Raw genomic sequence first — 19690 nt, 5'->3', positions numbered from 1 at the left:
CCCCCTCGACGCCGGCCCCGCCTCAGCCCTTCACGCAGACGACCTGCTTGAGGTGCGCGACCACCTCGACCAGGTCGTCCTGCTGGGCCATCACCTCGGTGATGTCCTTGTAGGCGCCGGGGATCTCGTCGACCACCCCGGCGTCCTTGCGGCACTCCACCCCGGCCGTCTGCGCGGCCAGGTCGGCCGTGCTGAACGTCCGCTTCGCCTGCCCCCGCGACATCCGCCGCCCCGCCCCGTGCGACGCGGAGCAGTACGCATCCGGGTTGCCCCTGCCGCGCACGACGTACGAGCCGGTCCCCATCGAGCCGGGGATCACGCCCAGGTCGCCCGCGCCGGCCCGGATCGCACCCTTGCGGGTCACCAGCACCTCCACCCCGTCGTAGGTCTCCTCGGCCACGTAGTTGTGGTGACACGAGATCGCCTCGTCGTAGCGCACCTGCGGGAACGCGTCCCGGACCACCTGGCCGAGCAGGGCCAGCATGACCGCCCGGTTGCGTCGCGCGTACTCCTGCGCCCACCACAGGTCCCGCCGGTAGGCGTCCATCTCCGGCGTGCCGGCGAGGAACACCGCGAGATCCCGGTCCGGCAGGTCGGTGTTGTGCGGCAGCCCGCGCGCCACCGCCATGTGCCGCTCGGCCAACTCCTTGCCGATGTTGCGGGAACCGGAGTGCAGCATCAGCCACACCCGCCCGTCGTCCGGGCCGCCCTGCTCCAGGCAGACCTCGATGAAGTGGTTACCGCCGCCGAGCGTGCCGAGCTGGCGCCGGGCCCGCGTCTCGAGCTGCGCCACCCTCCGGTCGAGCGTGCCGAACCGCCGCCAGAAGTCGTCCCAGCCGGCCTGCTCCAGCCCGCGTACCCGACGCGGGTCGACCGCGTCGTCGCGCATCGCGAAGCCGACCGGGATGGCCGCCTCGATCGCCGAGCGCAGCAGGGCGAGGTCGTCGGGCAGGTCGGCGGCGGTGAGCGAGGTACGCACCGCCGACATGCCGCAGCCGATGTCCACGCCGACCGCGGCCGGCGACACCGCCTGCCGCATGGCGATCACCGAACCGACGGTCGCGCCCTTGCCGAAGTGCACGTCCGGCATCACCGCGACACCCTGCACCCAGGGCAGCGCGCCGATGTTGCGCAGCTGCCGGGCCGCCTGCGCCTCGATCGCGTACGGGTCGGTCCAGACCCGGACCGGCGCCCGGGTACCGGCCAGCGGGGTGAAACCCATCGTGGTCTCCTCGTGTCGTGGGGGGTGGCCGTACGGGACTCGAGCCCTGCCCGTTGTCTCGACGGCCTGGGACGGGCGGACGAAAGAACCGCCCGGCTCCGGTCTGGGGGCGGGCGGTTCGCGCGAGATCGTCGCGTCGGCGCTAGACGCGCCACCACCCTGATTGCGAACACGCCTTGCGGCCCGGTTCGGGCAGCAGGGCGCCGACGCGCGGCAAGGGCCGCTCGGCTCGGCTGCGATTCTGCTGCGACACGGTGGACTCCCCAGTGGATCAGTTCGGCGTTGCCCCTAAACGGTAAGACCGCCCCCCGCACGACAGCAACGCGATTTCACCGCCCGCTCCCACCCCCGACGCCTCGTCGATCGCGGACCTGCGGCACCCCCGCCCCGACGCCAGGTGATCAAGGAGTTCGCGTCGCAGTCGATCTCCCCGGCGACGCCAACTCCTTGATCACTCGGCGGCACGGGGAGGCGGCGGTCATTCGTGGGAGGGTGGTGGGGATGGGCGCCGGGGTGGCGGGGCGCGGTGTCGGGAGCGCCGCTCGGGCGGGTCGCCAGACCGTCGGGTGGAACGCCATGGGCGCATGCCGGGCCGCGACAGACCGATACCGTTCCAGTCACGGCCGGTCGGGGTGGAGCGCGGGTGGTGGCGAGTGACGGCGGATCACCGGACGGCGGTCGGCCTCACCCGTCAGCCGTGAGCGGGTCGGACCGCCGGTTCGAGCAGCGACAACGTGCCGGAAGCGGTCACCGGCGCAGCATCGCGGCATCCCGCGACGAGCGCCACCGCTAGACCCGGAGCCGGCCTAACCGGCCTGGGTCACCGGGTGGCGCCTCATCTGCTCCATGAACGGGAAACGCGCGGTGAGGTCGGCGAGCGTGGTGCCGGCGCGCCAGGCGGCGGCCACCTGCGCGACCTGGAGCAGGTCGGTGGCGTCGCCGCGGGCCTCGACCTCGCCGTCGACCCGCAGGTCGATCATGAAGTAGCGGGCCTGGGAACCGAGGTGGACGCAGACCACGCCCCGCGGCGAGGTCAGCTCGGCGGAGGTGAACCGGCTGCGGCCCTGCTCGGGAGCGGACACCTGGCCGATGTCGAGCTGGTGGGCGGCGGCGGTCTGCGCGAGCGCGGGGGCCAGACCGCCGGGCTCGACCAGGTCCGGGTAGAGGCGCACACCCAGTGCCGCCGAGACGTCGCTCATGCCTGACTCCCACTTCCTTGTGACAGAGACCAGCAGCGCGCAGGTTACGAACACGTTTCCGGCACGCACGCCCATCCTGTCCCGCCCGGGTGGCCCGGGGCAATAGGAACGGTCAATCCACCCCCGATCGGGCCGCGGGTACGCTGCCGGTTCATGGCTCGGATCCGCTGTGACTTCTTCTCCGAGGCGCTCGGCATGGGCACCTCGATGACGGTGCTGCTGCCCGACCGCGGCGCGGCCGGCATCGGCATGGCCGGCGCCGCCGGCGACGGCGACCCGCCGGTGCTCTACCTGCTGCACGGCCTCACCGACGACGACACGGCGTGGACCCGGCGGTCGTCGATCGAGCGCTACGTCGCCCCGCTGGGGCTGGCCGTGGTGATGCCGCAGGTGCAGCGCAGCTTCTACCGGGACGAGGAGCACGGCAACCGGTACTGGACGTTCCTCAGCGAGGAACTGCCCGAGGTGTGCCGATCGTTCTTCCGCCTCTCCACCCGGCGGGAGGACACGTTCGTCGCCGGCCTGTCGATGGGCGGCTACGGCGCGGTGAAGTGGGCGCTGCGCCACCCCGACCGGTTCGCCGCGGCGGCCAGCCTCTCCGGGGCGCTCGACGTGGCGCGGCGACGCCACCACCCGTCCAGCCCGGTCGACCCGGCGGTGTGGCACACGGTCTGGGGCGAGCGGCCGCCGCCGGACGACGACGACACCGTGGCGCTGCTGGAGCGGGCCGGCGACGACCTGCCGGCGCTCTACGTGGCCTGCGGCACCGAGGACTTCCTGTACGAGGACAGCGTGCGCTTCGTCGACACGGCGCGCCGCCTCGGCCGGCCGCTCACCGTCGACTTCGGCCCCGGCGACCACGACTGGGCGTACTGGGACGCCCAGATCGCCGCCGTCCTCACCTGGCTCCCCCTGCGGGGGTAAGGCGGGGCCCCCGCTTAACACATTCGGTATAGGCGGGGGCCCCGCTTAACACCCCTCAGCGGGTGAGCACGACCTTGAGCGCGCCGGTCTCGGCCGGGCGGGCGAACACGTCGTACGCCTCGACGATCTCCTCCATCGGGTATCGGTGGGTCACCATGTGGGCGGTGTCGAGCTGGCCGGCGACCAGCATGTCCAGCAGCTTCGGCGTGGTGCGGGTGTCGACCAGGCCGGTGGTGATGGTGACGTCGCGGATCCAGAGCCGTTCCAGGTGCAGCGTGGCCGGCGCGCCGTGCACGCCGATGTTGGCGACCCGGCCGCCGGCCCGGACCAGCGTGGTGCACAGCTCGAAGCTGGCCGGCACGCCGACCGCCTCGATCGCCACGTCCGCGCCGAGCCCGCCGGTGACCGAGCGGACCGCGTCGAGCGGGTCGTCGTCGGCGAGCACGGTCAGGTCGGCGCCGAACCGCTTGGCCGCGTCGAGCCGGCTCTGCGCCTTGTCGACGGCGACCACGTGGGTCGGCGAGAAGAGCCGGGCGGTCTGGATCGCGGCGAGACCGATCGGGCCGGCGCCGACCACCACGACGGTGTCGCCGGGCCGCACCCCGCCGTTGAGCACGCCGACCTCGTACGAGGTGGGCAGGATGTCGGCCAGCAGCACGGCCGCCTCGTCGGAGACGCCCTCCGGCAGGCGGTACGTGGACAGGTCGGCGAACGGGACGCGGGCGTACTCGGCCTGCACGCCGTCGACGGTGTGCCCGAGGATCCACCCGCCGCCGCCGAGGCACTGCCCGTAGACGCCGTCGCGGCAGTAGCGGCAAACGCCGCACGCGGAGATGCAGGAGGCGAGGACCCGGTCGCCCGGAGTCAGGTTGGCGACGCCCTCGCCGACCGCCACGACCGTGCCGACCGCCTCGTGGCCGAGCACCCGGCCCGGCTCGACCTCGGGCACGTCGCCGCCGAGGATGTGCAGGTCGGTGCCGCAGATGGTGACCGCGTCGACCCGGACGATCGCGTCACGCGGACCGGCGATCGTGGGGTCCGGGATCTCGGACCAGGACTTCTCGCCCGGCCCGCCGTACACGAGTGCCTTCATGGCTCCTCCTCACGCCGTTGTCACCCCCCACGCTTCTCCCGCGGGCGGACGGGTGGCAGGGCCGGAGGACCCGGTACGCGGGGCCGAGGTCCCGATGATCGACGTGTTAAGAGGGGCCCCTCCTCTACCGGAAGCGTTAACCGGGGCCCCCGCCTTACACGCCGACGGTGCCGTCGATCGCCTCGCGGAGGAGGTCGGCGTGGCCGTTGTGCCGGGCGTACTCGTGCAGCATGTGCACCATCACCAGGCGCAGCGAGACGTCCTCACCCCAGCGGGCCTGGTGGCCGGTCACGTCGAGCGACTCGGCCTCCCGCTCGATCCGGCGGGCGTGCTCGACCTCGCGCCGCCACGCCTCGAACGCCTCGGCGACGTCGGCCCCGGCCGCGTCGTACGCGACCTGGAAGTCGCCGCTGTCCGACCAGACCAGCGGCACGTCCTCGGCGGCGATGACCCGGCGGAACCAGGTGCGTTCCACCTCGGCCATGTGCCGGACCAGGCCGAGCAGGGACAGCGTCGACGGCGGGGACGACCGCCGGCGCAGTTGCTCGTCGGTCAGCCCTTCGCACTTGAGGGCCAGGGTGGCCCGGTGGAAGTCGAGGAACGCGCGCAGCGTCTCCCGCTCGCCGGCCAGCAGCGGCGGGCCGATCCGTTCGGTCTCCACGGGACGTCCTTCCGGGCGGGGGTTCGGTCAGCGGGCAGCCTAACCGCTGTGGATCATGGCGCAAGCGCGTTACCGCAGCGACGAGCGGGCCACCGGGAAGTCGAACCAGGTGTCCGGGTACGGCTCGTCCACGTACCGGTAGTGCCACCACTCGCGCGGGTAGTTCTCGAACCCCTGCGCGGTCATCAGCCGCTTCAACAGCTCACGGTTCGCCCGGGCCTGGTCGGTGACCCGCGCGTCGGCGGTGTGGGCGCGCGGGTCGAAGCAGTCGAAGCCGGTGCCCATGTCGACGGAGTCGTCGGCGAATCGGCGGCCGGCCGGGGCGGTGCAGGGCCGCAGCGGCTCGCCGGGCGTGTAGCCGGGCTGCGCCGGGGTGGGCACCGGGACCAGCGTCAGGTCGAGCGTGCTGGCCCGGCTGTGGGCGGTGGGCGCGCCGATGTAGCCGTCGGCGAAGAGCCGGTCCTTCGGCAGGTCCGGGTAGAACTCCGCCTTCATCTCCTGCTCCCGCGGGAGCTTCGCCCAGGCGACGAACTCGTTCACCGCCCGCTGCGGGCGGTAGCAGTCGTACACCTTCAGGCTGCGGCCCCGGGCCAGCGCGGCGGTCTGCACCCGGTGCAACGCGTCGGCCGCCCGCCGGGTGAGCAGGCAGAGCGGCTCGGGGTAGCCGTCGATCGGGCGGCCGACGAAGTTGTGCGCCGAGGCGTACCGGATGTCGGTGCGGACGCTTCCGTCGACGGCGGCCAGGTCGACGACGTCGGCCGGGGCGCGCGGCCCGGTGGGGGTGGGCGACGGCGCCGGGTGCGGCGGTGGCCGCTGGCAGGCGGTCGCGACCACCACCACGACCAGAACCACCGCGGTACGTCTGCGCACCCTGCCGGTTCTACCACGCGGTAAGGAGGGGCCCCTTGTTAACGGACGTCTGTTAACAAGGGGCCCCTCCTTACCGCAGGGCGGTGTGGAGGAAGTCGAGCGCGGCGGCGTCGTCGTCGATGGCGCCCGCCTCGTGGCCGTTGTAGCGCCACACCGTCAGCTCCTTGTCGCCCCGGTAGTCGTGGTAGGCGGCGTACACGGTCGACGGCGGGACGATCTCGTCCATCAACGCGACGGAGAAGCGGGCGGGCACGGTGGCGCGCCGGGCGAACGCCACGCCGTCGACGTAGGAGAGCGTGCGCAGCACCCGCTCCTCCGCGTCCCGGTGCACGGCCAGGTAGTCCCGGATCTCCCGGTACGGCGCCGAGTCGGTGAGCGTGACGGCGCGCGCGACGTCGCAGAGGAACGGCACGTGCGCCACCACGGCCCGGACCCGGGGCGTCAGCGCGCCGGCGGCCAGCGCCGCGGCCCCGCCCTGGCTGTGGCCGAGCACGGCGACCCGGTCCGGGTCGACGGCCGGCAGGTCGCCGAGCGCGTCGACGGCGCGGACCGCGTCGGTGAGGAAACGCCGGTAGTAGTAGCGGCGCGGCTCCTCCACGCCCCGGGTCGCCATTCCGGGCGCCTGCGGCCCGGCGGCCGCCACGTCCGGCGTGTCGCCGCGGCTCCACCCGGAGCCCTGCCCGCGGGTGTCCATCTGGAGGTGGGCGAGGCCGGCGGCGGACCAGAGCAGGTTCTCCAGCGGATGGCCCCGCCCGCCGCCGTAGCCGACGTACTGCACGACGGTCGGCAGCGGCCCGGCCGCGCCGCGCGGCACCCGCAGCCAGGCCCGCACCGGCTGCCCGGCGAAGCCGGGGAACGTCACGTCGAAGACGTCCACTGCGGTCAGTGGGGTCGGCACCGGGGTCGCCACCACCGGATCGCCGCAGGAGCGCGCCTCGGTCAGCGTGTCGGCCCAGAAGGAGTCGAAGTCGGACGGCTCGCACAGGTCGCTGCGGTGCTGGCGGAGTTCCGCCTCGGGCAGGTCGGTGAACACGCCTCGGCTTCCTGGTCAGTCCGTGGGCCGGCGACGGCGCGTCGCCGCGCCCGGAATCCGGCGCGTTTCCGGAAGGTTTCCGTAACTTGATCGAACGCTAGGACCGTACCGATCTGTCGTCAAGCCCTCGGCGTACGGCAAGATGTGCGTGGGGCGGAACGGTTTTCCGGTCGGTTCCGGCAACCGGCGAAGGGAACACGGGTGAGCGGGGACGACGAGCGCAGGGTGACCATCACCGCGATCGCACGGGAGGCCGGCGTCTCCGTGCCCACCGTGTCGCGGGTGCTCAACGGGCGCTCCGACGTCGCCCCGGACACCCGGGAGCGGGTCGAGAAGCTGCTGCGCCACCACGGCTACCGGCGTCGCGGCAGCCGCACGGTGCGCCGGGCGGACCTGGTCGACCTGGTCTTCAACGACCTGGACAGCCCCTGGGCCGTGGAGATCATCCGCGGGGTGGAGGACGTCGGTCACGCGGCCGGGGTCGGCGTGGTGATCTCGGCCGTCCACCGGGAGTCCAGCTCCACCCGGCAGTGGCTGCACAACCTGCGCGCCCGCGCCTCGGACGGGGTGATCGTGGTGACCTCGCACCTGAGCCCCGCGGTGCAGGCGCAACTGCGCCGGCTCAACGTGCCGGTGGTCGTCGTCGACCCGGACGCCGGGGTGGCCGGCACGGACGTGCCGGCGATCGGCGCCACCAACTGGACCGGCGGCCTGTCCGCCACCGAGCACCTGCTCACGCTGGGCCACCGGCGGATCGGCTTCGTCGCCGGCCCGCCGCACCTGCTGTGCAGCCGCGCCCGGCTGGACGGCTACCGGGCCGCGCTGGCCGCGGCCGGCGTCCCGGCCGACGACCGGCTGGTGCACCCGGGCGACTTCTACCACGCCTCCGGCTACACGGCCGGTGGCGCGCTGCTCGACCTGGACGACCCGCCGACGGCGATCTTCGCGGCCAGCGACCAGATGGCCTTCGGGGTCTACGAGGCGGTGCGCCGGCGCGGCCTGCGGGTCGCCGACGACGTGTCCGTGGTGGGCTTCGACGACCTGCCGGAGGCCCGCTGGGCCTCACCGCCGCTGACCACCGTGCGCCAGCCCCTGGTGGAGATGGGGCGGCTCGCCGCCCGCACCGTGCTGCGGCTGGCCCAGGGCGAGGAGATCGAGTCTCCCCGGATCGAGCTCGCCACCGAGCTGGTGGTGCGGGACAGCACCGCGGGCCCCGCCGGCCGGTAACCGGACCGGTCGTTTCTCAGCCGTCTTCCGGAAAGTTCGGGCTTCCGCAGCGCGGGGCCGGTCGACATGGCCGCCGCCACCGCGTGCCGACGCCGTCGGGCCAGCAGCACCGCTCCCCCGGCCACCAGCACCGCGCCCACCGCGACCGGCAACCCGACGCCGCGCCGCGTGCCCGGGGCCGCCGCACCGGCACCCAGGTCGGCGTGCCCGGCCAGCGCCGACGCCGCGCCGGTCGGGGGCGCCGACCGGTCCAGTTCGCCCGGTTCCACCAGCCGGCCGACCGCCGCGTCCCGGGGCAGCCCGAAGCCCCAGTCCAGCAGCGCCGCGCCCTGCTGCCAGCCCCGCTGGGTGGGGATCTCCGCGCCGAGCAGGGTCACCACCAGCCGACGCCCACCCCGCTCGGCCGCGCCGACGTACGTGTGCCGGGCGAGATCGGTGAAGCCGGTCTTGCCGCCGATCGCGCCCGGGTAGTGGTCGAGCAGCATGTTGTCGTTCTGAATCTGGAAGGACTTCTCGTGCAGCGCCGGCTGGGCCGGCACCTGGGCGGTCCGGGTGGCGGTGTAGCGGCGGAAGGCCGGTTCGTGGAAGCACGCCCGGGCGATCAACGCGAGGTCGTACGCGCTGGTGAACTGGCCCGGGCCGTCCAGACCGGACGGGGTGACCGCGTGTGTCTGCCGGGCGCCGAGGTGCTGCGCCTCGGCGTTCATCGCCCGCACACCACCGGCCAGCCCGTCCGGGCCGCCACCGAGGCGGGCCAGCGTGTTGGCGGCCTCGTTGCCCGACTTCAGCAGCAGGCCCAGCCAGATCGTCTCGATCCGGTAGTGCCCGCCCTCGGCCAGCCCCACCGCCGAGCTGCCCGGCTCGATCGCCACGTCCCCGGCGGTCACGGTGACCTCGCGGTTCGGGTCCAGCCGGGGCAGCATCGTCGCGGTCAGCAGCAGCTTCTGCACGCTGGCCGGCACGCCGTACTCGTGCGGGCCGCAGCCCCCGAGCACCGCGCCGGTGTCCAGGTCCGCGACCAGCCACGAGGTCGCGGTCACCGGCGGCGGCGCGCCCGCCACGGGCGGAGCGACGAGTCCGGTGGTGTCCAGCGCGGCGCCGCCGACCGAGCGGGCGGCCGGGTCGGCCGGTGGCGGCGCCTGCGGTGGCCGGGTCGCCGGGGCCGGCACGTTCGGGCAGGGTGACGCCCCGCCGGGCAGCCGGCGGGCCGGCGCGACGCCGGTCCGGCCGCCGGCCACGGCGGGCGTGGCCGCCGCCGACAGCGGCAGGATCAGGGCGGCGGCCAGCGCCACGGATGGTCCCCAGGTCCTCATGCCCCGCACGCTAGCCACGCCGACCCGAACGGGTCGCCGGCTCCGGGATTCGCGTCCCGGGACCATCGGCGCGGGGTACGGTGGCGCGCTCCCCGGTCGGCGCGGGGACGGCCGGGCACCTCAGCGCGCGGCGAGGCCGTGGGTGGCCAGCGGGCCGACGTGCCACCCGCGCCGGCGGCACTCCGCGAGCAGCCCGGGCAGCGCGCCGAGCGCGGCCCGCCAGGCGCCCGGTTCGGCGGCGCAGGAGGAGTCGTGCAGCAGGACGGTGCCGCCGCCGTGCAGGCCGGCCAGCACCCGCCGCCGGACGGTGTCCCCAGTCGCCGACGCGGTCCAGTCCCGCCCCCAGCAACTCCACAGCACCGGGCGCAGGCGCAGCCGCCGGGCGGCCAGCAGGGTCGCGCCGGTCAGCACCCCGTACGGCGGGCGCAGGAACCTCGGCGGCCGGCCGGTCACGTCCGTGACCAGGTCGTACCCGCGGGTCAGGTCGCGCACGGTGGCGGCCGGCCCGCGCAGCAGGAGATTGTCGTGCGCCCAGCCGTGCAGGGCCACCTCGTGCCCGTCGGCGACCAGCCGGCGGCCCAGATCCGGGCACCGGCGCAGCATCGCGCCGAGCACGAAGAACGTGGCCCGGACCCGGTGCGCGGCGAGCACGTCCAGGAAGTGGGGTGTGGACTCCGGGTCCGGGCCGTCGTCGAAGGTCAGCGCGACCCGGTCGGGCGCACCGAGGCCGTGCAGGCCGGGCAGCAGCCGCCGCCGCAGCGCCGGCAGCGCGGTCGCCACCGGCGCCACCTGGACCGCCGGCAGTGCCACCGCCGCGACCCGGGCCAGCGCGGCGACCCTCACCGCGGCCCGACGGCCGGACGCGGCCCGACGACCGGCCACATCACACGCCGCCGGACGCCGGACAGGCCGACGGCCGGACTCACCGCGGGCCGCCGGACGCCGGACAGGCCGACGGCCGGACTCACCGCAGGCCGCCGGTCGACTGGAGCAGCGCGGCGACGACGGCGACCGCGTCGCCGACCGGGTCCAGCAACGAGCGGCGCTCCGGTTCGGCCGGGCCGGCGGGGGCGGCCCGGCGGGCGGCCTCGGCGACCAGCCCGGCCGGGTCCGCGGGCGGCGGGCCGTCCCGCGTCGCCGCCGGCGGGGCGGCCCCGACCACCGCCGCGAGCAGCGGTCCGAGCTGTTCGGGCGTGCCGGCCCACCGGGTGAGGCCGGACCGGGCGAGGATGGTGGCGTTCGCCCGGCCGTGCCCGGGCAGCGGGCGGTAGGTGACCACCGGAACGCCGGCGACGAGCGCCTCCTGGCAGGTCAGTCCGCCGGCGTTCTCCACCACCACGTCGACGGCCCGCATCAGCGCCGGCATGTCGTCCACCCAGCCCAGCACGTGCCACCCGGCACCGCGAAGCCGCCGGTACAGCGCCCGGTTGCGGCCGCACACCACCACCGGCCGCACGCCTGTCGACCCCACCTCGGCGGTGGTGGCGGCCACCTCGCCGGCACCCCAGGAACCGGCCACGATCAGGGCGAGCGCACCGTCCGGTGGCAGGCCGAAGCGCTGCCTCGCCCGCCGCCGGTCGACCGCGACCCCGTCGGCGAACGCCCGCGCCACCAGCGGCTGGACCACCGCCACGTCGACGTCGCCGGGCCGGCGCAGCTCGGCGTGCCGGACCGTGCAGTACACGTCCACGCCCGGTGCCAGCCAGGTCGGATGCACCACCAGGTCGGTCACGTAGGTGAGCACCGGGACGCGGAGGCGCCCGCGCCGTCGCAGCGGCCCGAGGAGCTGGTTGGCGAACGGGTAGGTGGTCACCACCGCCCGGGTGTCCGGTGGGATGCGGCGGCGGATGCGGGCACGGAACGGGCGCATCAGCGCCCGGATGGCGCGCACCGACGTCCGCGACCGGCTGGTGAGCCGGAACAGCAGGTGGTAGCCCCAGGGCAGCCGTTCCAGCACCCCCCGGTACGTCTCCCGCACGACCTGGTGCAGCGGGCCGGGCAGCAGGTGCAGGAGGTTCAGCCGGTCCACCTCGAAACCCCGCCCGCGCAGCCGTGCCGCCAGCTCGTCGGCGGCCCGGTCGTGCCCGGCGCCGATGTCCGCGGAGATCACCACGATGCGTCCCGGGTGCTCCATGGGCGGCGCATACCCACGCAGTCGCCGTCCACGCGGCCGGCCCGGGGGCCGGTTCCGGTCACGCTCCCAGCTCAGCCGAGGGCCGGAACGGGCCGGACTGCCCGGCGACGCTCCCCCGGCCGCCGGGGGACGGACGGCGGTCAGGCGCGGCGACGTCCCCGCCGGCGGGACCGGCTCCGGGCGGCGAGCACCGCCGCCACGCCCCCGACGGTGAGCGCCAGGAGCCCGGCGGCCGGCACGATGACCTGCCAGTCTCCGTCCGCCATCCGGCGCAGCGCGGTCCCGGCCGGCCCGCGCCACGGTCCCGCGTCGGGTCGGGCGGGCGCGGCAGCGGCCGGGGCCCGCCGCGCCGGCTCGGCCTTGGCGGCATCCAGCTCGCCCGGTTCGACCAGGTCACCCACGGAGGCATCCCGGGGCAGGGAGAAACCCCAGTCGAGCAGTTGCGCGCCCTGCTGCCAGCCGCGGACCGGCCGGGCCTCCGCGCCGAGCAGCGTGACCACGAGCCGGCGCCCGCCGCGCTCAGCGGCGCCGACGTAGCTGTGCCGGGCCAGCTCGGTGAAGCCGGTCTTGCCGCCGAGCGCCCCGGGATAGCGGTAGATCAGCTGGTTCTCGTTCTGGATCTGGAACCCGCCCTTCTTCAGGGCGGGCTGAGCCGGGATCTGGGCCCGCTCGGTCAGCGCGTACCGGCCGAAGCGGGGGTCGGCGAAGCAGGACCGGGCGATCAGCGCCAGGTCGTACGCGCTGGTGAACTGCCCCGGGCCGTCCAGGCCGGACGGCGTGACGGCGTGGGTCTGCAACGCGCCGAGCCGGCGGGCCTCGGCGTTCATCTCGGCGACCCCGGCCCGGGCACTGCCGGCGCCCAGCCGGGCCAGCATGTTCGCCGCGTCGTTGCCGGACTGCAGCAGCAGCCCCAGCCAGAGCGTCTCGACCGCGTAGCGCCCGCCCACCAGCAGGCCCACGGCCGAGCTGCCCGGTTCGATGTCCAGGTCCTCGCGGGTCGCGGCGGCCACCTGCTTCGGGTCGAGGCGCTTCAGCATGGTGGCGGCGAGCAGCAGCTTCTGGGTGCTCGCGGGCGTGCCGTACACGTGCGGCCCGCAGGCCCCCAGCACGGCGCCGCTGTCCAGGTCGGCGACCAGCCAGGTGGTGGCGGTGAGCGCCGGCGGCGCGGGCGTGCCGGGCGGGGTGACCAGGCCCGGCGCGGCCAGCGCCTCGCCGCCCACCACCTGCTGTTCGGGCACCGACGCCGGGGGGACGGGGCGTGGCGGCCGGGTGACCTTCACCGCCGGCAGGCGGGGCAGGGCACGGCGACGCCGGGGGCGGCGGGGGCGGCGGCCGGCGGCGCGCCGGCGGCCGGGGTGGGGGTCCCGGTGACGAGCAGCGTGACGGCGGTGGTGGCGGCCAGGACCCGGGCTCTCATGAAGAGGCACCCTACCCAGCGCGGGGTCCGGGCCGGCGCGGCTCACCGGCCCGGTGACGCTGTGCCGATCCGGCGGCCCCGCGCCGTCACCGCACGCCGCGCAGCCACCACCGCTGCCACGGTGTCTCCACCGCGCGCCGGTGGTAGCGCGCACGCACCCAGGCCACCGCCCGGCCGGGGTCCAGCCCGTCCAGCACGGCCAGGGCGGCCAGCGCGGTGCCGGTCCGGCCGACGCCGCCGTGGCAGGCGGCCTCGACCCGCTCGCCCGCGTAGGCGCGTCGCCGCGCCTCGCGCAGCGCGTCGAGCGCGTCCGCGCGGTCCAGCGGGAGCCAGAAGTCGGGCCAGCGGATCCGGCGGGCCGGCCACTGCGGCTCGGGACCGGGCGCCAGCACCAGGGCGAAGTCGGCGGGTGAGGCCGGGGCGGCGACCCGCCGCCCGCGCACGGTGGCGCCGCCGGGCAGGGTGAGCAGGCCGGCCGGGTCCGTCCACGGCGTCGTCGGGTCCATCAGGCCATTGTGCGGCGCGGTGCGGACGCGCGGGTGCCCGCCGGACCAGGTCCGGCGGGCACTCACGACGTGCCGGGTCGTCCCGGCGTGCCTCGGGTCAGCCGAGGCGGCGGCGGCGCCAGGCCAGGGAGGCCAGGAGCAGCACCGCGCCGGCGCCGGCCAGGCCGCCACCGAGCTTCAGCGGCGTGCCGATGCTGCCGCCGGTGACGGGCAGGTGACCGCCGTGGTGCGGCGGGCGCGGCGAATGGGTCGGGCGCACCGGGAGTACGGTGCCGGTCGTGCTCGCGGTCCGGCCGGTGGTCTCACCGGTGGCGGTGAACGTGTAGCGGCCGGGGCGGGTCGGGCGGTAGGTGACGGTGAAGTTGCCGCTCGCGTCCGCCTGCACCGTGAAGTGGGTCGGCGCCGGCTGCGGCGCGGCCCGGTTCGGCGTGTACGCCACGGCCGCCATCGCCACCGTGCTGCCGTCGCTGCGCCGCGCGGTCCCCTCCGCCGGAGCGGCGGCGGGAAGTCCGGAGATGGTGACGTCGATCGACACGGTCTCGTTGGGCCCGAAGCCCCGGCCCCGCAGGGTGAAGGTCTCACCGAGGACGATGGTCGGGTCGTCCAGCGTCAGCGAGACGACGGGCGGCGGGTAGACCGGTGGCTGCGGCTGTGCCGCCCCGGCCGCGGTCGGCGCGGCCGCGACGGCCAGGCCCACCGTGAGCGCCATGATGATGCGGGATAGCCGCATGATGGTTTCCCTCCTACTGTTCACATCTGGGTGCGGTGACTATCTGGGTGGTCCACGGGGTGACGGTGGGTGTGAGCACCAGGTCGGCCGTGCCCGCGCCGTTCTGGCCGGTGAGCAGCGTGACGTCGAGCGTCCGGGTCTGCCCCGGGCCGACCTCGACGTTCGCCACCGCCACCTGGCGGCGGCGGTCGGTGCCGCCGCCCATCGCGGTGTCCCGCCCGTCCAGCCGGCCGGTGAGGACAGCGCCTCCGCTCGGTGTGTGCACCGAGACGAAGGTGCGCGCGGTGTACTTGTCGCCGGACAGGGCCAGGCCCGTGACCGACTCGCTGAGACCCGACCGCGGGGCGGTGGAGCGCACCGTGACCCGCAGCCGCAGTTCCCGGCGCCCGTCCGGCTGGCACGCGCCGACCGTCAGGGTGGCTGAGAACCTGAGGTAGTAGCCGAGCTTCGCGCCGCTGCCGTCGTTGAGGAACACGCCGACCGTGGGCACGGTGTCCTTCTCCGGGAGTTGCCCGGCGAGCCGGGTGCCGGCCAGCGCGCGCTGCTCATCAGATCGGACACTCCAGAACAATATCCGACGTTCCTGGATTGAGCGCCTGATAACGGTCAGAAGCGCCTTCGGATCCACCGTTTTCGTGAACAGCGCGTTGAACACCCCCACCGCGGCCCGGGCGAAGAAGGTGTCCTGGGCGTACGTGTCCAGGTCCCGGTAGGAGTCGCTGAGCAGCGTGCGGACCGCGGTGCTGCCGGCCAGCGTGGGCCCGTCCGGCACGGTGACCGGACCGATCACGCCGAGCAGGTAGGACAGCACCACCGGGTCCACCGCCAGCACGCCGTCCACGGTCGTGCCGGTGCGACGGCGCACCATCTCCCGGTAGAGCGCGGCCGCGGCCGGGAAGTCGGGGCTCAGATTGACGTCCGCCGGGTACCTCCCCGGCAGGTCGGACCAGAGCCGGCGCGCCTCCGGGCCGACCTTCAGCGGCGGATCGAAGAACCTCAGCCGACTGGAGTCACCCTGCCCGGCCAGCCGGACCCGCCCGCTGTCCGCGCGCAGCACCGCGTACGCGCCGAACATGCCGCCGGTGGCGCGCAACTCGGCCGGGTTCTGCGAGACGAGCAGGAAGCTGCGCGGGCCGTCGGCCCCGAGCAGCGGCGGCAGCAGCCGGGCGCCCCGATCGGCGGCCGAGGTGAGGTCGCCGAGCTGGTCCAGCTCCGCCCGCAGGGCGGTGACCGCGTCGCGCACCTGGGCGACCAGACCGCCGGTCGCCACCGCCCGCAACCGCTCGGAGCTGCTTCGGACCGCCTGGTCGGCGCGGGACACCTCGGCCGAGACCTCGCGCAGGCGGTTCACGTCGAGCCGCCCCTGCTTCGGCACCAGGGAGGCGAGATCGACCCGGAGCAGGGTGGGAAAGGCCTGCCGGGCCAGGTCGTCAACCGCCACCGAGATCTGGCGGACCGCGGTCAGGTCGTCCCCGGCGTACGGGGTCCGCTGGCCGAGCCACCAGACCGGGTCACCGGTCGCCCCGCGGGCGGCGGTCGCCTGCTGCTGCAACGCGGAGAGCGTCCGCTGGGCCCGGTCCACGTCGCCGGCGAGCACCTGGGCACTCAGGTCTTTGGCCAGCCCGGCGGCGTTGACCAGATGGGAGCGGGCCTGCCAGCCCCGCAGCGTGACCCAACCACCCGCGGTCAGCAGCACCGAGACGACGACCAGTCCGACGAGCAGCACCCGGCGGACGCGGGCCCGACGGCGCCGCCGCGAGCGTCGGTGCCGACGATGCGGAGCATCGCGTTGCGTCACGCCATTCTCCCTATGCGTTAATCGGACAGAAGACTAGTTTGTACCACAATCCGCCATTCGTTTTTCGGCTAACATCATGGATGCATCGATCGAGGTTTTCAGGCGCTTTTCGGGTTTTTCACCCTATCTGCCGTCACCCGGCGCAGACAGTCCTCGATCCGGTCGACACCGGCGCGCAGCGACATCCGGCCCAGGTAGGCGTCCCGACCCCGGCGGCCCATGTCACGCCGGGCGTCCCGGGGGATCGCCGCGGCCAGCCAGAACCGGTCGGCCAGCGCCGCCCAGTCCTCGGGCGGGCACGACAACCCGGCGCGGGCCTGCTCCACCAGCTCGGCGGTGTCCCCGCCGGCCGAGGCGACCACCGGCGCGGCGCAGGAGAGCGCGGCCTGCAGCTTGCCGGGCACCGCGCCCCGCAGCTCCGGCAGGTCACGCTGCATGACCAGCTGGTAGTCGGCCGCCGCGTAGAGCTGCGGCATGTCCGCCGGCGAGCGCCGCTCGACGAACCGGACGTTGTCCGCGCCCAGCTCGGCGGCCAGCCCGCGCACCCGCCGCTCCTCGGCACCCGAGCCGACCAGGACCAGGTCCATCCGGTCGCCCAGCGCGGCCGCCGCCCGGACCGCGGTCTCCAGACCCTGCCGTACGCCGATCGTGCCGGCGTGCATCACCACGCAGCGGTCGTCCCGGCGGACCAGTCGACGCGCGGCGGGACCGGGTTCGGCGGGCCGGAACAGGCGCTCGTCGGTCCAGTTGAGCACCGTGCGCACCCGGTCCGGCGCGGCGCCACCGGCCAGCACCAGCTCGCGCATGGAGGGCGCGCCCACCACGATCACGCCCGCCTCCCGGTACAACCGGCGCAGGCCGGACTCCAGCCGTCCCGTCCAGCGGCGTGACTCCGCCGGCCGGGCCGGGTCCGCCTCGGTCCAGACGTCCTGCACGTGCAGCACCGTCGGCACCGGACCGAGCAGCCGGAGCAGGCCGGTGGCGGCCGGCGTCACCGCGGGACGTTGGAAGACGTAGAGCGCGTCGAGGTCGCGGAGATAGCGTCGGCCTGACAGCGCGGCGCTGCCGGCGAAGGAGAGCCAGGAGGCGGCCCGGGCCGAGCCGTCACCGCCGGTGTACCGGGGCACCCGTCGCACGGTCAGCCGGTCGCTGTGCGTCTGGTGTCGCCACCGCTGCCGCCAGCCCGGATAGACCTGCCCACCGGGATAGTCCGGAAAACCGGTCAGCACGCGCACCTCGTGACCCCGGGCGGCCAACTCCTCGGCCAGGCTCCCCGGGATGAACGCCGGCTCCGGCGGGAAGTGGTACGACAGGATGCCGATCCTCATCGCCGGCCTCCCGGCGTGGCCGGCCGGGCCGAGTGGGCCGCTGCCGCGTACGATGCCGGCATCCCCTCTGCGACCGGCCGCGACCGGCGGTGGTACGCCGTCGCGGTGCCACCCGGCGCCACCGCGCCGACCAGAGGGGTGCCGATGCTCGACAGGGTCCTTTTCGTCTGCCAGGCCAACATGTGCCGGTCGCCGATGGCCGAGTTCCTCGCCCGCCGGATGCTGGCCGACATGCCGGTGGTGGCGGCCAGCGCCGGCACGGACGCGGTGGACGGCGCGCCCATGCACCCGTACGCGGTCGAGGTGGCCGGCGCGGACGCCGCGGCCTTCCGCACCCGCCGGCTGCGACCGGAGCACCTGAGGGCGGCCACCCTCGTGCTGACCGCGACCCGGCGGCAGCGCTCCGCCTGCACCGCGCTGGCGCCGGCGGCGCTGGGCCGCACGTTCACGCTGCACCAGTTCGCCCGGCTCGCCGCCGCGGCCACGCCCACCGCCGCGGACGGCGGAACGCCGCTGCGTGCGGCGGTGGCCGCGGCCGTCCGCGCCCGGGGGCGGATGCAACCCGCCGCCCCCGGCGCGGACGACCTGTGGGACCCGATCGGTGGCTCCCCGGCCGACTTCCGCCGGTGTGCCGAGGAGATCGAGCGGTCCATCCGATCCGTGCTCACGCTCATCGCGACAGCCGCGTGAGTTCCTGCGTCCGGTCCCCGGTGGGAGCCTTGGCGTCACGCCGGGCCGCCTCGGCCCGGTCCGCGGGCACCCCGGTCGGGGCCTGCGGCACCACCACCTTGTACGTCTCGTACTGGTAGGAGTCCGCCTTGCCGACCTTGGCCATGTTGAGCACGCAGCCGAGCAGGCGCACCGACACCGAGCTGAGCGCCCGCGCCGCCGCGGCCACCTGACCGCGCGAGGTCCGCCCCTGCTGGGTCACCAGGAGCGCGCCGTCGGCCTGCACGGCCACCACCACGCCGTCGGTGACCGCCAGCAGCGGCGCGGTGTCGATGATCACGATGTCCGCCGACTCGCGCAGCGCCACCAGCAGGTCCGCCATCGCCTTCGAACCGAGCAGTTCGCTCGGGTTCGGCGGGGTGGCGCCGCTGGGCAGCACGAGCAGCGACTTCTCGCCCCAGCGCTGCACCACGTCACCGACCTGGACGTCGCCCACGAGCACGTCGGTGAGCCCGACGCCGCCGTCGAGGCCGAGGTAGTCCGCCGCCTTGGGACGGCGCAGGTCGGCGTCGATGAGCAGCACCCGCCAGCCCGCCTCGGCCAGTGCGATGGCGGTGTTGCAGGCCATGGTGGTCTTGCCCTCGCCCTGCAGGGCGCTGGTGACCGCGATGACCCGGGCCGGCTCGTGCACGTCCACGAAGCGCAGGTTGGTGCGCAGCTTGCGGACCGCCTCGGCGCGGGCCGAGGTGGCCGCGTCGCCGACGATCAGCGGGGCCGCCTTCGCCCCGGACTCGAACGGGATCTCCCCGAGCAGCGGGCTGCCGGTGACCCGTTGCAGCGCCACCGCGTCGCGCATCCGCACGTCGGCCAGCCCGCGCAGCACGGCCAGACCGATGCCGCCCAGCAGGCCGAGCAGGCCGCCGAGAACCAGGTTGCGCACCGGCTGCGGCGAGACCGGATTCGAGGTCACCCGGGGCCCGCTCACCACTTCGATCTTGATCGGTGGCGCCTCTCCGCTGGGCGGTGTCTCCACCTTGCGGACCAGCTCGATGAACTTGGCCGCCAGCACCTCGGTGGTCTTCAGCGCCCGGGTCTGGTCGGTGTCGGTGAGGGTGGCCCTGAGCAGCACCGTGCCGGTGGTGGCGGACGTGGCGATCCGGCCGCGCACCTGGTCGGCGGTGAGACCGAGCGGCGCGTCCGCGACCACGCTCTGCGCCAGTCGGTCGCTGGTGAGCAGGTCGCCGTACGACTTCACCCGCTGCTGGAGGAACAGGCTGCCCTGGTAGGCGTCCGTGACCCCCTGGCTCGGCGTGGTGACGAAGAAGGTCACCGTGGCCTGGTACCGGGGCGGCGTCCGGACCGTCACCAGGGCGGCGGCGCCCACGGCGAACATCACCGTGATCAGCACGATCCACCAGTGGCGTCGGACCAGGCGCAGGTAGCCGAGAACATCCATCACGCTCCCCCTCGCGACACGCCGGTCTGCCGATGCAACTGCACGAAAGCCCCCTAAAACCACCAGTCGTCGTGCCAGGATCTAACCGCCCATTCAACACGTTAGGCGGT

Annotated in this window: 16 protein-coding genes and 2 pseudogenes; 3 read left to right on the top strand and 15 right to left on the bottom strand. The window is 75.0% G+C overall.

Going from position 1 to position 19690, the window contains the following annotated elements; genetic code table 11:
- Window positions 1–22: 22 nt before the first annotated feature.
- Together H1D33_RS08355 and H1D33_RS08350 are read right to left on the bottom strand one after the other, a co-directional pair.
- A complete protein-coding gene (locus H1D33_RS08355; RefSeq protein WP_181568615.1) occupies window positions 23–1222 on the bottom strand; it encodes an RtcB family protein in 1200 nt (399 codons plus the stop codon).
- An 806-nt stretch (window positions 1223–2028) separates the two neighbouring features.
- Window positions 2029–2421: a hypothetical protein gene (locus tag H1D33_RS08350; protein WP_181568616.1), complete on the bottom strand. Its 393-nt coding sequence runs from the start codon at window positions 2419–2421 to the stop codon at window positions 2029–2031.
- A gap of 153 nt (window positions 2422–2574) precedes the next feature.
- On the opposite strand from H1D33_RS08350, the gene H1D33_RS08345 reads away from it, so the two are divergent.
- A complete protein-coding gene (locus H1D33_RS08345) occupies window positions 2575–3345 on the top strand; it encodes an alpha/beta hydrolase (RefSeq protein WP_181568617.1) in 771 nt (256 codons plus the stop codon).
- A 55-nt stretch (window positions 3346–3400) separates the two neighbouring features.
- Here the strand turns inward: H1D33_RS08345 and H1D33_RS08340 are convergent, their stop codons facing one another.
- The 4 genes from H1D33_RS08340 to H1D33_RS08325 form a co-directional block, all read right to left on the bottom strand.
- The gene (locus H1D33_RS08340; protein ID WP_181568618.1) at window positions 3401–4438 is read right to left on the bottom strand and encodes a zinc-dependent alcohol dehydrogenase family protein; all 1038 of its coding nucleotides are present in this window, start codon (window positions 4436–4438) and stop codon (window positions 3401–3403) included.
- 154 nt (window positions 4439–4592) lie between these two features.
- Entirely contained in the window at window positions 4593–5099 is a 507-nt protein-coding gene (locus H1D33_RS08335) for a DinB family protein (protein WP_181568619.1), read from the bottom strand.
- A 69-nt stretch (window positions 5100–5168) separates the two neighbouring features.
- Entirely contained in the window at window positions 5169–5969 is an 801-nt protein-coding gene (locus H1D33_RS08330; RefSeq protein ID WP_181568620.1) for a M15 family metallopeptidase, read from the bottom strand.
- Between the two features lie 70 nt (window positions 5970–6039).
- Entirely contained in the window at window positions 6040–7002 is a 963-nt protein-coding gene (locus tag H1D33_RS08325; RefSeq protein WP_181568621.1) for an acetylxylan esterase, read from the bottom strand.
- A 201-nt stretch (window positions 7003–7203) separates the two neighbouring features.
- On the opposite strand from H1D33_RS08325, the gene H1D33_RS08320 reads away from it, so the two are divergent.
- Window positions 7204–8229 (top strand): LacI family DNA-binding transcriptional regulator, encoded by a 1026-nt coding sequence (locus tag H1D33_RS08320; protein ID WP_181568622.1) that lies wholly within the window; start codon window positions 7204–7206, stop codon window positions 8227–8229.
- Between the two features lie 71 nt (window positions 8230–8300).
- On the opposite strand, the pseudogene H1D33_RS08315 reads toward H1D33_RS08320, so the two are convergent.
- From H1D33_RS08315 to H1D33_RS08280, 8 genes and pseudogenes are all read right to left on the bottom strand, one after another.
- Window positions 8301–9542: pseudogene (locus H1D33_RS08315) on the bottom strand (D-alanyl-D-alanine carboxypeptidase family protein); the annotation flags it as partial.
- Window positions 9543–9662: 120 nt separating this feature from the next.
- On the bottom strand, window positions 9663–10385 hold the full coding sequence (locus tag H1D33_RS08310; protein ID WP_181568623.1) for a polysaccharide deacetylase family protein: 723 nt from the start codon (window positions 10383–10385) through the stop codon (window positions 9663–9665).
- A 121-nt stretch (window positions 10386–10506) separates the two neighbouring features.
- On the bottom strand, window positions 10507–11676 hold the full coding sequence (locus H1D33_RS08305) for an MGDG synthase family glycosyltransferase (RefSeq protein ID WP_181568624.1): 1170 nt from the start codon (window positions 11674–11676) through the stop codon (window positions 10507–10509).
- 140 nt (window positions 11677–11816) lie between these two features.
- Window positions 11817–13093, bottom strand: a pseudogene (locus H1D33_RS08300) (D-alanyl-D-alanine carboxypeptidase family protein).
- A gap of 86 nt (window positions 13094–13179) precedes the next feature.
- Complete coding sequence (locus tag H1D33_RS08295; protein WP_181568626.1) at window positions 13180–13599, bottom strand: protein-tyrosine phosphatase family protein; 420 nt, start codon at window positions 13597–13599, stop codon at window positions 13180–13182.
- 97 nt (window positions 13600–13696) lie between these two features.
- Complete coding sequence (locus tag H1D33_RS08290; RefSeq protein ID WP_181568627.1) at window positions 13697–14329, bottom strand: hypothetical protein; 633 nt, start codon at window positions 14327–14329, stop codon at window positions 13697–13699.
- 13 nt (window positions 14330–14342) lie between these two features.
- Window positions 14343–16055 (bottom strand): DUF4012 domain-containing protein, encoded by a 1713-nt coding sequence (locus H1D33_RS08285; protein WP_246411537.1) that lies wholly within the window; start codon window positions 16053–16055, stop codon window positions 14343–14345.
- Window positions 16056–16225: 170 nt separating this feature from the next.
- Window positions 16226–17455 (bottom strand): glycosyltransferase family 4 protein, encoded by a 1230-nt coding sequence (locus tag H1D33_RS08280; RefSeq protein ID WP_181568629.1) that lies wholly within the window; start codon window positions 17453–17455, stop codon window positions 16226–16228.
- 144 nt (window positions 17456–17599) lie between these two features.
- On the opposite strand from H1D33_RS08280, the gene H1D33_RS08275 reads away from it, so the two are divergent.
- Window positions 17600–18145 (top strand): arsenate reductase/protein-tyrosine-phosphatase family protein, encoded by a 546-nt coding sequence (locus tag H1D33_RS08275; RefSeq protein WP_181568630.1) that lies wholly within the window; start codon window positions 17600–17602, stop codon window positions 18143–18145.
- Here the strand turns inward: H1D33_RS08275 and H1D33_RS08270 are convergent.
- A complete protein-coding gene (locus H1D33_RS08270; protein ID WP_181568631.1) occupies window positions 18126–19580 on the bottom strand; it encodes a tyrosine-protein kinase domain-containing protein in 1455 nt (484 codons plus the stop codon). The genes H1D33_RS08275 and H1D33_RS08270 overlap by 20 nt on opposite strands.
- Window positions 19581–19690 lie beyond the last annotated feature (110 nt).

This window comes from Micromonospora ferruginea, assembly GCF_013694245.2.
Classification (GTDB): domain Bacteria; phylum Actinomycetota; class Actinomycetes; order Mycobacteriales; family Micromonosporaceae; genus Micromonospora; species Micromonospora robiginosa.
This window is presented reverse-complemented; position numbering and strand designations above follow the sequence as displayed.